At 71.7% G+C, this 11,682-nt stretch carries 14 protein-coding genes; 2 read left to right on the plus strand and 12 right to left on the minus strand.

The features are described 5' to 3' along the window. The first annotated feature begins 9 nt into the window (after positions 1-9). Complete coding sequence (locus tag HUT12_RS20525; RefSeq protein ID WP_176094403.1) at positions 10-1,446, plus strand: glycine hydroxymethyltransferase; 1,437 nt, start codon at positions 10-12, stop codon at positions 1,444-1,446. Positions 1,447-1,496: 50 nt separating this feature from the next. Here the strand turns inward: HUT12_RS20525 and HUT12_RS20530 are convergent, their stop codons facing one another. Both HUT12_RS20530 and HUT12_RS20535 read right to left on the minus strand, forming a co-directional pair. Further along, positions 1,497-1,748, minus strand: coding sequence for a hypothetical protein (locus tag HUT12_RS20530; RefSeq protein WP_131054142.1), 252 nt, complete (start codon positions 1,746-1,748; stop codon positions 1,497-1,499). A gap of 122 nt (positions 1,749-1,870) precedes the next feature. Next, positions 1,871-2,131, minus strand: coding sequence for a hypothetical protein (locus HUT12_RS20535; RefSeq protein ID WP_131054141.1), 261 nt, complete (start codon positions 2,129-2,131; stop codon positions 1,871-1,873). A 163-nt stretch (positions 2,132-2,294) separates the two neighbouring features. Here HUT12_RS20535 and HUT12_RS20540 point away from each other — a divergent pair, with 163 nt between their 5' ends. Then, positions 2,295-2,699, plus strand: a complete 405-nt coding sequence (locus tag HUT12_RS20540) for an MmcQ/YjbR family DNA-binding protein (protein ID WP_131054140.1) — start codon at positions 2,295-2,297, stop codon at positions 2,697-2,699. A 222-nt stretch (positions 2,700-2,921) separates the two neighbouring features. Here the strand turns inward: HUT12_RS20540 and HUT12_RS20545 are convergent, their stop codons facing one another. The 10 genes from HUT12_RS20545 to HUT12_RS20590 form a co-directional block, all read right to left on the minus strand. Next, the gene (locus HUT12_RS20545) at positions 2,922-3,179 is read right to left on the minus strand and encodes an excalibur calcium-binding domain-containing protein (RefSeq protein WP_176094404.1); all 258 of its coding nucleotides are present in this window, start codon (positions 3,177-3,179) and stop codon (positions 2,922-2,924) included. A gap of 412 nt (positions 3,180-3,591) precedes the next feature. Beyond that, positions 3,592-4,155, minus strand: coding sequence for a GNAT family N-acetyltransferase (locus tag HUT12_RS20550; protein ID WP_176094405.1), 564 nt, complete (start codon positions 4,153-4,155; stop codon positions 3,592-3,594). A gap of 127 nt (positions 4,156-4,282) precedes the next feature. After that, a complete protein-coding gene (locus HUT12_RS20555; protein ID WP_131054138.1) occupies positions 4,283-5,254 on the minus strand; it encodes a glycine betaine ABC transporter substrate-binding protein in 972 nt (323 codons plus the stop codon). A gap of 100 nt (positions 5,255-5,354) precedes the next feature. Continuing rightward, positions 5,355-5,945 (minus strand): ATP/GTP-binding protein, encoded by a 591-nt coding sequence (locus HUT12_RS20560; RefSeq protein WP_131054137.1) that lies wholly within the window; start codon positions 5,943-5,945, stop codon positions 5,355-5,357. Then, entirely contained in the window at positions 5,929-6,363 is a 435-nt protein-coding gene (locus HUT12_RS20565; RefSeq protein WP_131054136.1) for a DUF742 domain-containing protein, read from the minus strand. The genes HUT12_RS20560 and HUT12_RS20565 overlap by 17 nt, the downstream gene beginning before the upstream one ends. Continuing rightward, positions 6,360-6,785 (minus strand): roadblock/LC7 domain-containing protein, encoded by a 426-nt coding sequence (locus tag HUT12_RS20570; protein WP_131054135.1) that lies wholly within the window; start codon positions 6,783-6,785, stop codon positions 6,360-6,362. The genes HUT12_RS20565 and HUT12_RS20570 overlap by 4 nt, the downstream gene beginning before the upstream one ends. Beyond that, the gene (locus tag HUT12_RS20575; protein WP_254876902.1) at positions 6,775-9,183 is read right to left on the minus strand and encodes a nitrate- and nitrite sensing domain-containing protein; all 2,409 of its coding nucleotides are present in this window, start codon (positions 9,181-9,183) and stop codon (positions 6,775-6,777) included. The genes HUT12_RS20570 and HUT12_RS20575 overlap by 11 nt, the downstream gene beginning before the upstream one ends. A 475-nt stretch (positions 9,184-9,658) precedes the next feature. Continuing rightward, a complete protein-coding gene (locus tag HUT12_RS20580) occupies positions 9,659-9,841 on the minus strand; it encodes a hypothetical protein (RefSeq protein WP_176094407.1) in 183 nt (60 codons plus the stop codon). A gap of 219 nt (positions 9,842-10,060) precedes the next feature. Further along, positions 10,061-10,405: an antibiotic biosynthesis monooxygenase gene (locus HUT12_RS20585; protein ID WP_131054096.1), complete on the minus strand. Its 345-nt coding sequence runs from the start codon at positions 10,403-10,405 to the stop codon at positions 10,061-10,063. Positions 10,406-10,407: 2 nt separating this feature from the next. Continuing rightward, a complete protein-coding gene (locus HUT12_RS20590; RefSeq protein WP_131054101.1) occupies positions 10,408-11,646 on the minus strand; it encodes a beta-ketoacyl synthase N-terminal-like domain-containing protein in 1,239 nt (412 codons plus the stop codon). Between the last annotated feature and the right edge of the window lie 36 nt (positions 11,647-11,682).

Consider the following 11,682-nt stretch of genomic DNA (forward strand, 5'->3'; position numbering starts at 1 on the left):
GGAGGTCGCATGCCGCCGAACGCCGAATCCGCCGCTTTCCGCAGCGCGCTGGAGGTCATCCGCGCCGTCGAGCCCCGGGTGGCCGACGCCATCGGGGCGGAACTGGTCGACCAGCGCGAGTCGCTCAAGCTGATCGCCAGCGAGAACTACGCCTCGCCGGCCACCCTGCTGGCGATGGGCAACTGGTTCAGCGACAAGTACGCCGAGGGCACGGTGGGGCGCCGGTTCTACGCCGGCTGCCAGAACGTCGACACGGTCGAGGCGCTCGCCGCCGAGCACGCCCGGGAGCTGTTCGGCGCGTCGCACGCGTACGTGCAGCCGCACTCGGGCATCGACGCCAACCTGGTGGCGTTCTGGGCGATCCTGGCCGACCGGGTGGAGTCCCCTGCGCTCAAGCGGGCGCAGGCCCGGCACGTCAACGACCTCACCGAGCAGGACTGGTTCGCGCTCCGCCGGGAGCTGGGCGACCAGCGGATGCTCGGCATGTCGCTGGACGCCGGCGGCCACCTCACCCACGGCTTCCGGCCGAACATCTCCGGCAAGATGTTCGACCAGCGCAGCTACGGCACCGACCCGGCCACCGGGCTGGTCGACTACGACAGGGTCGCCGAGGCGGCCCGCGAGTTCCGGCCGCTGGTGCTGGTCGCCGGCTACTCGGCGTACCCGCGCAAGGTGAACTTCCGGATCATGCGGGAGATCGCCGACTCGGTCGGCGCCACCTTCATGGTGGACATGGCCCACTTCGCCGGTCTGGTCGCCGGCAAGGTCTTCACCGGCGACTTCGACCCGGTGCCGCACGCGCACATCGTCACCACCACCACGCACAAGTCACTGCGCGGCCCGCGCGGCGGCATGGTGCTCTGCGGCCCGGAGCTGGCCGACCAGGTGGACCGGGGCTGCCCGATGGTGCTCGGCGGGCCGCTGCCGCACGTGATGGCGGCCAAGGCGGTCGCGCTGGCCGAGGCGCGCCGCCCCGACTTCGCCGACTACGCCCAGCGGATCGTCGACAACGCCCAGGCGCTGGCCGACGGGCTGCTGCGTCGGGGTGCCACGCTGGTCACCGGCGGCACCGACAACCACCTGGTGCTCATCGACGTCACCGGCTACGGGCTGACCGGCCGGCAGGCCGAGCAGGCGCTGCTCGACTCGGGCATCGTGACCAACCGCAACGCGGTGCCGCAGGACGCCAACGGCGCCTGGTACACCTCCGGCATCCGGATCGGCACGCCCGCGTTGACCACGCGCGGGCTGGGCACGGCCGAGATGGACGGCACCGCCGAGCTGATCCACACGGTGCTCAGCCAGACCAGCGCCGGGGCGAACCCGGACGGCACCGCCTCCAAGGCCAAGTACGTGCTGGACCCGGCGCTGGCGGACAAGGTCAGCCGGCAGGCCGGCGAGTTGCTGGCCGGATTCCCGCTGTACCCGAACGTCGACCTGGGCTGACGACGCAGGCGCGTCGGGCCGGTGCACCGGCCCGACGCGCACCGGGACGATCAGGAGTAGTCGAACGTCCAGAGGAACCACTGGGCGCTCTGCGGGGCGTAGCTCTGCTCGCAGTACCACCAGTCCCATCGTCCCTCGGCGGCGCCGGTGAAGCCGTACGAGCGGCAGAAGTCGTAGCTGTAGTACACCCCGCGCAGCGTGCCGCCGGGCGGATCAGCCTGAGCCGGTGCCGCACCGACCACCAGAGCCGCGCCCACCGTGGCGAGCGCCGCCAGCGGCGCCAGGATCCTGCGTTTGCGCATGGTTACCCCCTGCAACAGACCGGCCGACGCGCATGCATCGACATCTGTCGACAAGCGTGACGACGCCCGGGACGCGCCGTCAACGCGTTCCCGGGCGGTGGTCGACCGACGGTGGAGTGGGCTCAGTTCAGTGGACGCTTGAGGTGGTATCGGTGCACCTCGGTGCTGCCCTGGACGTTGTTGACGTCCTCGGCGGCGGTGACCAGTTCCCAGCCTTCCCGGCCGTACCGGTTGAGGTGCGCCACGGCGGTGTCGCCGTACGCGGTGACGTCCTTACGCGATCCGTCCGGGCCGTACCAGACGAACGACACATGGAAATTGCGGCCCTGTCCCTGGTAACGGCGGACCAGCAGGGCGTACTCCCAGGCAACCATGCCGCCCATTATGACCGTCCACGCAGGAGCACGATACGGCGAAGGTCACCGTTCGCTTTCCGACGAACGCGGTGTGTCGCTGCCGAGAAGAACCCGGGCAATGGCCTCCGACACGCCGGGCGCGACCGGCGCGTGCCCACCGTCGATCCCGGCCGGGGCGTATGGTCGGGCGGTGGCGAGTTGGGATGACGTGCGTCGGATCGCGTTGAGCCTGCCGGAGACCGGTGAGCGCCCCTCCTACGACGGTCTGCCCGCCTGGACCGTACGGGACAAGTCGTTCGTGTGGGAGCGCCCGCTGCGCCGAGCCGACCTCGACGCGCTCGGACCGTCCGCGCCGACCGGCCCGATCCTCGGCGTACGGGTCGCCGACCTCGGCGTCAAGGAGGCACTGCTCGCGGACGACCCGGCCGTCTACCTGACGACGCCGCACCTCGACGGCTACCCGGCGGTGCTGGTGCGGCTGGACCGGATCGACGGGGCCGAACTGACCGAGATCATCACGGAGGCGTGGTTCGCCCGCGCGCCGAAGCGCCTCGCCGCCGCCCACCGCGCCACGACGGCACCACCCGACGCCTGACTCCGTCCCCGCCGGCCCCCGCCCGTCCCCGCTGGCCCCGCCCGTCCCCGCCGGCCCCCGCCCGTCCCCGCTGGCCCCGCCCGTCCCCGCCGATCATGGAGTTGTGGTAGGCGAAATGCCACGATTAGCGGCTTAAGTCAAGGCCCTAACTCCATGATCGGCGAGGTCGCAGACCGGCATCACCGGTGGTGAGTCTGGAGTGTGCCGGTCGGCGGCCTGGCGCTATCGCTTCTCGCAGGCGACGCCGTCCTTGTCACGGTCGAGTTTCGTGTTCGCCTTGTAGATCGCCGTCGAAACCTTGAAGTTCGTGACCGGCTTCGTCCTGCCGCGAACCTTGTCCCGCGCGCCTTTCTTGCCGACGCCATGCCGGTACTTCTTGTTCAGGGCGGTGCAGTTCTTGAACTTCGTTGGGGCAGCCTGCGCGGGTGACACCACGGCCACGGCACCCCCGGCCAGTGCCAAGGTGACGACGAGTGCCATCCGGACCAGTCTGGAAACCAATCCGTCCTCCATATCGGATAGTAGGTGGAGAAGGCACGCTACCGTCACATGAATCGGCACAGCGCCCTCCATCCGACTCGTCCGGCAGGGGCTTACGGCGGCACTTCGATCACCGTCCAGGCAGCACCTTCGACACAACGCCACCCAAGGTCTGACAGCTCGGATGACACCGAGCTGGTCACCGGCACAGATCTCCCAACGGCAGCCGGAGAAGCGCCCGCCTACCGAAGATCACGCTCGATCCGGGATCGAGTGGTATCCGAACGCGACGATGACCACTCGATCCCGGATCGAGCGTGATCTTGCGGTGGAGGCGGGAGCATGGGCCTGCTGAGGGCCCGGATGGGCCCGGGTGAAGCGGGTGGGCCCGGGTGAAGCGGGTGGGCCCGGGTTACCGTCGCATCACCCAGACCGGGATCGGGTCGGTCAGCGTGTCGACCAACTCCCAGCCGGCACGCCGGTAGATCTCCACGTTGACCGGGTTGCCGGTCTCCAGCACGGCGGGGAGCCCCGCCTCGGCGGCCCGCCGCAGCCCGGCACTCATCGCGGCACGCCCCAACCGGCGGCCCGCATGGGCCGGGTGGGTGCCGAGGATGCCCAGGTACCAGTGCGGATGGTGGGGCAGGACGGCACGCAGCGCCTGGTCGTAGGCGTGCACCCGGCGCAGCACGTCGTCGGGCAGGGCCGGGCGGCGGCCGTCGTCGAGGACGGCCGTGCCGGCCACCGGCGGCTCCCAGATGGCGGTCGCGGCACCCTGCTCGACCGTCCAGACGGTGCCCTTGACGACCTGCTTGTCGAAGAGGTGTCCGAAGAGGACGGCGGCCGACCGAGGGTAGGTCTCGTCGTCGGGGAAGAAGAAGCGCACCACGGGATCCGTGCGGAACGCGGCCACCAGGGCGTCGACCACCGGCGTCCGGTCCGCCGGGCTCGCGACGCTCACCTCGGGAGGATGCACGAGGTCGGACTCTAGCCGCCCGGGACCCGCCGCGCTGACCGGTCGACGGCGTGGCCCGGGGTACCGGGTCACGCCGTCGACCGGTGTCCGGCGGCGGAGCGGGACGCGTTCCGCCGGGTGGGCCGACTCAGTCGGCGGGCAGCCAGTCCTGCCAGACGTCCGGGTTGGCGTCGAGCCACTTCTTGGCCGCCTCGTCGTGGGACAACTCGTCGACCGTGAGGTAGCGGGCCACCTCGTTCTGGTGGGCGTTGGTCCACTGGAAGTTCTTGACCAGGTCGGCGGCCGGGTTGCCGGACTCGGCGAACTCCCGGTTGGCGATCTTGTCGAGGTCGTAGGGCTGGTAGTCGCAGGCCACCTTCTCCGGGTCCACGTCACAGCCCGGCGTGTAGGGCGGCAGCTTGACGTGCACCAGGTCGACCTCGGCGAGGAACCACTGCGGCGCGTAGAAGTAGCCGATCGCCGGCCGACGGTCGCGCTCCGCCTCCCGGAACGCCTCGATGAGCTTGTCCTCGCTGCCCACGGTGGTGACCGTGTAGTTAAGCTTCAGGTTGCGGATCAACGCCCGGTCGTTGGTCTCGTACGACGGGTCGCCGTTGAGCAGGACACCCCGACCGCCGGAGGTGGGCGTCCGGAACAGGTAGGCGTAGTCGTTGAGGTTCCGCCAGTTGGTGATGTTCGGGTGCTGCTCGACCAGCCACGGCGTCACGTACCAGCCGACGACGCCCTGGTTGCCGGTCATGCCGTGCTCGACGGCCTTGCGTTCCTCGTCGATGTACTTCTTCTTCAGGCCCTCGCGGCCCCAGTTCTCCAGGATGACGTCGGTGCTGCCGGCGGCGACCTCCTCCCAGGCCTCCTCCGCCGTGAGGTCCTTGACCACCACCGTGCAGTTGAGCCGGTTCTTGGCCAGGTAGCCGATCACCGCGAGGTTCGCCTCGTACCCGATCCACGGCAGGTTGGCCAGCGTCAGCGTGCCGCACTCGGTCCGCTCCGGCGGCCCCGGCGGCGCGATCCGGGGCTGGATGTCGGCCGCGCAGCCGGTCAGTGCCAGTGCGGCCACGCAGGCGAGGGCCACCGCCCTGGTCCACCCTGATCTCTGCATCGCTGCCTCTTCTCCTCTTCGTCGTTGCGCCCGGCCGAGGTGCCGGAGGGGCTGCGGTGCCGCCGGGGTGCCGTGCCGCAGGGGTGCTGCCGTCCGCTGGTCAGCGACCGACGCCGGCCCGCGCGAGGCGTTGCGCCAGCACCACCTCGGTGAGCGCGACGAGCACCTGCTTGACCGACTCCCGCTGACGCGCGTCGCACTCCACCAGCACCACGTCGTCCGCGACGCCGAGCGCCTCCCGCACCTCGGCCAGCGCGAAGCGGCGGGTCGCCTCGAACGTGTTGACGGCCAGCAGGAACGGAATGTGGTGGTCCTCGAAGTAGTCGATGGCCGGGAAGCAGTCCTCGATCCGCCGGGTGTCGATCAGCACGACCGCGCCCAGCGCGCCGTCCACCAGGTCGTCCCAGAGGAAGGCGAACCGGTCCTGTCCGGGCGTGCCGAACAGGTACATCAGCAGGGACTCGTCGAGACTGATCCGGCCGAAGTCCAGGGCCACGGTGGTGGTGGTCTTGCCGGCCACCACCGAGGTGTCGTCGACCCCCACCGAGACCTCGGTCAGGTCGGCCTCGGTGACGAGCGGCTCGATCTCCGACACCGCACCGACGAAGGTGGTCTTGCCGACGCCGAACCCCCCGCTCACCACGATCTTGACCGCGGTGGGTGTGGGCGGCTGGCTAGAGAGCGCGGACACGGTCCCTGATCCTCTCGATCATGGCGACGGAGAGCTCGCCCTGTTCCTCACGGCGCAGGTAGCCCTCGCTGAGCAGGTCTGCCACCAGCACCCGGGTGACGCCGAGCGGCACCCGCAGCGCCACCGCCAGGTCGGCCACGGTGATCGGCCGCTGGCACAACTCGACGATCCGGCGGGCCTCGAAACGCAGCGGCGCGGAGAGTGCCGCCGGTTGGGCGGAGAGCAGCGTCTCCACCCGCAGCCCGTCCTGGACCGGGCGGGTACGTCCACCGGTGAGCAGGAACGGGCGTACCGCCTCCGCGTCGGACGACTCCGGTGCGGGCGGCGGCGGCTCGGGAGCCGGGCCGACCGGTGCCGGTGCCGCGCTCCAGTACGGGATCATCCGCGGGTCGGGCAGCCGCGGTCCGGCACCGCTCACCGGGGCAGCACTCGTCTCGACTCGGAGATCAACGCCGGTGTCAGCATGGTGCCGAACCGGTCGGCCAGCAGCGAGATCTCGTAGCCGACCAGGCCCAGGTCGCAGTCGCCGTCGGCGAGCACCCCCAGGCAGCTGCCGTCGCTGATCGCCGACACCAGCAGGAAGCCGCGCCTCATCTCGATCATGATGAGTTTGAGGCCGTCGAAGTCGTACTTGCGGGAGGCGGTCCGGGCCAGGCTGGCCATGCTGGACACGATCGCGGCGAGCTGGTCGCCGGCACCCCGGTTGAGTCCGGTGGAGACGGCGATGAGCAACCCGTCGGACGAGACGGCGACCGCGTCGCGCACCCCGTCCGTCTGCCGGACGAAGTTCGCCAGCAGCCAGTTCAACTGGTGTGGATCGCTCTGGATGTCAACCTTCACGGGCCCCCCAAGGCTCGGTCGTGGTGTCGTCGCTGGACCGGGTCGGTGGTGTCGGCCGGTCGCCCTGGCTGCGGAGCGTCCCGGCCCGCAGCGCGGTCAACCGGTTCCGGATCTCCATCGGCGAGTCGTCCATGGCGGCCGGACGCGGTGCGGACGCGACCGGGTCGGCGGCCGGTGCGGGCGCCGTGACGCGCCGCTCACGGGGCAAGCGTTTGCGCAGCCCGTTGGTGGTGCGCTCCTCCACCGGGCCGACGGCGGACACCTCACCGGCGATGGTGGGCGGCCGACCGGCGACGGGCCGGTCGTGCCCGCGCGGCACGGCGGGGGCGACGTGGGAGGTGGACGGCGGCGCGTCGATGGCGGTCCGCGGGTTGACCCCGGCGATACCGACGGCCGGCGTCGGACGCGCGACGGGCACCGACGGCAGGACCGGCGGCGCGGCCGGTTCGGCGGCGGACCGGGAGGTGCTGGAGGTGACCGTGATGGCCGCCTGCGTGGTGCCGACCCCGTCCGCCCCGTCGTCCGGGGCGATCGCGTTCCGGTTGGTCAACACGGTGGCCGGCAGCATCACCCGGGCGGTCACCCCGGTCACCGGGGAGGGCGCGAGCTGGACGTCGATGCCCAGGTCGCGGGCGAGTTGACCGACCACGTGGTGGCCGAGGTAGCGGGTCGGGGCCGAGACGTAGTCGACCTCGCCACGCAGGCGGGCGTTGGCCTCGGCCATGTCCTCCGGCGACATGCCGATGCCCTGGTCGGTGATGGCCACGAGGTAGCCCTGCCCGCTGCGCCGGCCCTGGATCTCCACGTCGGAGTCCGGCGGCGAGAAGGTCAGCCCGTTCTCGACCAGCTCGGCGAGCATGTGGGCGACCGCGCTGACGTTGGCGCCGACCACCCAGGCGTCGTCGATGCGGCGGATCTGCACCCGCCGGTACTCCTCGACCTCGGAGATGGCGGCCCGGATCACGTCGGCGATCGCGAGTGGGCGGGTCCACTGGCGGGGACCGCCGGCCCCCACCAGGACCAGCAGGCTCTCCGCGTTCCGGCGCATGCGGGTGGCGAGGTGGTCCAGTTCGAAGAGGTTGGCCAGCCCGGCCGGGTCGGTCTCCTCCCGTTCGAGCTTGGTGATGAAGCTGAGCTGACGGCGGAGCAGGTTCTGGTTGCGTCGGCCCAGGTTGGCCAGCGACTCGGTGGTGCTGCGACGCAGCACCGCCTGCTCGGTGGCGAGGCGGAAGGCCACCGCCTGGACCTGGTCGAGGGCACCGGCCACCGAGCGGACCTCGGTGCTGGATCGGGCCGGCACCTGGACCGGGTCCGGTGCCCGGGGTTCGCTCTCCTCGGTGCCGTCCTGGAGCTGCCGCACGGCGGCGGGCAGCCGGTTGGCCGCGAGGTCACGCGCCTCGGCGGCCAGCTTCGCCAATGGGCGGGTGATCGACCGGGAGGCGAGCACCAGCAGACCCACCGCACCGGCGAGGAAGAACGTCACCAACGCGCCGAGCACGAAGAGACGCTGGGTCGACTCGCCCTGCCGTTCCGCGGCCCGTGCCTCGATCTCCGCGCCGACGTACTCCTGCATGTGGCGCATGCCGTCCAGCACGGTGGTCAGGGCCGACCACCACGCCTGCGGGTTGACCTGCACCCGACGGCCGTCGGCGGAGTCGAGCGCGACCTGCTCGAAGAAGCCGGCCACCCGGGCGGCGCCGGTGTCCAGCACCCAGTCGTTGGCGGCCCGCTGGCTCGGGGTGGCCCGCTCCTCGAAGTCGGCCAGCGCCGTGTCGCGGGTCGCGCGCATCTCGGCGAACTGGAGGAACTCGCCGTCGGCGAAGCCACCGGCGGAGAAGACCCCGTTGAGGAACGCGCGCTGCTGGGCGGTGCTCTCCTTGATCCGGCTCAACGCGGTCAGGGTCGCCACGTGCCGTTGCAGTTGCGGGTCCTCGGCCTGGTCCAGGTCGTAGTCGAGGCGGTTCAGGGCGGCGATGCGCTCGGTGAAGAAGTCGAAGGTCGCGGCCCGACCGGCGCTGCCGCTGTCGGTGGCGGACCGCACCACGTCCAGTCCGTCGAGTTCCCGCAGTGCCGCGCCGACCCGGTCGGCCACCGGTCCGTCGGAGATCGCCTCCTCGACCGCCCGGCGACGCTCGTCCACCCGCTCGCGGGCCGGGGCGACCTCGTTGCGGAAGCCCTCGTTGCCACCGAGCAGCGCGGCGCTGATGCCACGCTCGACCTGCAACTCCTGGGTCAGGTCCTGCACCTGCAGGGCGAGCGAGACCGACTCGCTGGCCTTGCGGACGGCCTGGTACGACGACACCTCGACGACCGTCACGTAGCCGAGCAGGAGCAGCACGGCCGCCACCGGCAGGGCGATGATGGCGGCGAGCCGACTGCGGATGCTGCCGCCTGTCACCACAGACTCCTCGGCGCCCGCGCCGGTCTGTGGTCGCACGCCGGCAGGGCGCATCGGTCGGGAACCTGTGTGGACACGCGGTCTCCAATCACCGACAAGGCCACGCAGGCCGGTGTGAGGCATCAGGGGGATTGATCACAGCAATATCCCGGCATACCCGGCCGCCCACAACCCTCAGGCGGATTCGTCACGGCCGGAGAGCTTGGGTTCTGCCCTTTCGGGCAGCGTCGGCGGACCAAACGACCGACCCCGGTTTCGGGCATTGTGAAGTGTGCGGAGACCGAACGAGTCCCGGATCGTCGGCATCGGAGGAACCACCCTCGTCGACCCGGCCGGGTACGCCGTGGACCGTTACGTCACCACGGCGGGAGCCGGTGAAGCGCTCCCACGGCGGCGGCACGCGAACGTCGACGGGCCGATGTGGACGGTCGTCGGTGTGAGGTAATCGTCGACGGGACCTCCGGCCGGGCGGGCCTCACTCGTCGGCCGGGACCGCTCCCACCGTCGGACCGACGTGCCGCGGGGTCGACTCCCCGCCCGCGCCCTCGGCACGGCCACCGCGAACCCGCTCCGGTCGCCACTCGCCGACCGGACGTCCGAACGGGTCGGCGGGTACGGGCCGACTCGACTCGGTCGGGAGGTACAGCGGGCCCGTCATGTGAATCGCCACCGTCCTGTGTCGACGCGGGAACAACGTGTCTCGCCAGTGCTGCGGGAACCGTACGGCAGCCGCAACGCGCATTGCCAGATGCAAATGGCTTAAGGAGAAAGGGCGACTGGCGGGATTGTCGACGCCCCCTTCAGCGGGCAGGATCAGGTCCGTGTGCCCACTCCCGGTACACACCAGGTGACCGAACGTGCGATCCGGGGTGTCCGCTCAGGCCGGGACCGGGGTCTGTGCGTACACCTGGAACCGCAACGAGCGGGCGTCGGTGAAGCACTCCCGCATCGGCCGGACCAGGTCACGGTGCTCGGGGCTGCGCTCCCACGCCTCGAAGTCGGCCAGACTGACCCACTCGCTGGTGATCAGCCACTGCTCCGGATCGGTCGCCGAGCGGCACACCTGGTCGACCAGATGCCCCGGCACCCCGTCGGCGACCAGATGGCGCACCGCCTCGTACGCCCGCAGGAAGTCCTCGGTGCGGTCGGCGGGGACCCGGACCAGGAACACCACCCGGCCTCGCGGCGGGCCCGTCCCGTCCCCGCGCTCTCCTGACGTCATCACTACTCCGTTCCGCTCGGTGGCGCGCCGCGCAGCACCAGCGCGCTGTTGAATCCGTCGAACCCTCGGGCGCAGACCAGCGCCAACCGGCTGCGCGGACGCCGGGCCGCCCGCAGGAAGCCCAGGTCACAGCCGGGAGCCACGGTGTCCGGGCCGGCCGACGCGGGCAGCGTGTCGTGCGCGAAGGCGAGCAGCGCGGTGGCCACGTCCAGCGCCGAACCGCCCTGGTGTGCCCGCCCCGTCAGCGACTTGTGGGTGGTCACCGGCGGGGCGAGTCCGCCGAAGACCGACCGCAGCGCCTCGGCCTCGGCCCGGTCGTAGCGGGGCACCCCGAGCGCGTCGGGGATCACCACGTCCACCTCGGCCGGTTCCACCCCGGCCCGCCCCAGGGCCAGCCGCATGGCACGGGCGTACTGCCCCGGGTCCCCGGCGGACTCGGCGGTGGTGTGCGCGGCGTCGTGGGTCGCGCCCCACCCGGTCACCTCGCCGTAGATCCGGGCACCCCGGGCCACCGCGTGACCCCACTCCTCCACCACGAAGACCGCCCCGCCCTCGGCCGGCAGATAGCCGCTGGCTCCGGCGTCGAACGGCCGGTAGGCCCGCTCCGGGTCGGTCTCGCCGCTGAGCAGGCCGGACCGGAGCTGACAGGCCAGCGCGTACGGGCTCAGCGGGCACTCGGTCGCCCCGGCGAGCACCACGGAGGCACCCCGTCGTACGGTGCGGACCGCGTGGGCGAGGCTGTCCAGGCCACCGGCCGACTCGGCCACCAGCACGCCGCACGGACCCTTGGCCTGGTGCCGGATGGAGAGCTGCCCGACGCTGGCCGCATAGAACCAGGCGATCGACTGGTACGCCCCGACGGTGCGGCTCGGCGACGACCAGAGCCGTTGCAGCTCCCGCTGGCCGAACAGGTTGCCGCCGGAGGAACTGGCCAACGTGACCGCCCACGCGTACGGGTCGGGGGCCTGCTCGGGCAGCCCGGCGTCGGCCAGCGCCAGTCCGGTGGCGGCGAACCCGAGGTGGGTCCACCGGTCGGTCTGCACCAGGGCGCGGTTGTCGGCGTACCGGGACGGGTCGAAGTCGGCCACCTCGCCACCGAGGCGGGTCGGGTAGCCGGCGGCGTCGAAGAGGGTGATCGGCCCGGTGCGGCGCCGACCGGCGAGCACGGTCCGCCAGTGCGCGTCGGCACCCACCCCGCTGGGCGCGACCACACCGATGCCGGTCACCACCGCGCGGGCCACCGTGCCGTCGCCGTACGGTCGGCCGGTCGTCGTGCC

It is taken from the genome of Verrucosispora sp. NA02020, from assembly GCF_013364215.1.
Taxonomy (GTDB): Bacteria; Actinomycetota; Actinomycetes; order Mycobacteriales; family Micromonosporaceae; genus Micromonospora.

Excerpts from the sequence above, each read along its gene's own strand:
- HUT12_RS20525 (WP_176094403.1), top strand. The coding sequence starts at position 10 with ATGCCGCCGAACGCCGAATCCGCCGCTTTCCGCAGCGCGCTGGAGGTC.
- HUT12_RS20530 (WP_131054142.1), bottom strand. The coding sequence starts at position 1,748 with ATGCGCAAACGCAGGATCCTGGCGCCGCTGGCGGCGCTCGCCACGGTG.
- HUT12_RS20535 (WP_131054141.1), bottom strand. The coding sequence starts at position 2,131 with ATGGGCGGCATGGTTGCCTGGGAGTACGCCCTGCTGGTCCGCCGTTAC.
- HUT12_RS20545 (WP_176094404.1), bottom strand. The coding sequence starts at position 3,179 with ATGGCACTCGTCGTCACCTTGGCACTGGCCGGGGGTGCCGTGGCCGTG.
- HUT12_RS20555 (WP_131054138.1), bottom strand. The coding sequence starts at position 5,254 with ATGCAGAGATCAGGGTGGACCAGGGCGGTGGCCCTCGCCTGCGTGGCC.
- HUT12_RS20580 (WP_176094407.1), bottom strand. The coding sequence starts at position 9,841 with ATGACGGGCCCGCTGTACCTCCCGACCGAGTCGAGTCGGCCCGTACCC.
- HUT12_RS20585 (WP_131054096.1), bottom strand. The coding sequence starts at position 10,405 with ATGACGTCAGGAGAGCGCGGGGACGGGACGGGCCCGCCGCGAGGCCGG.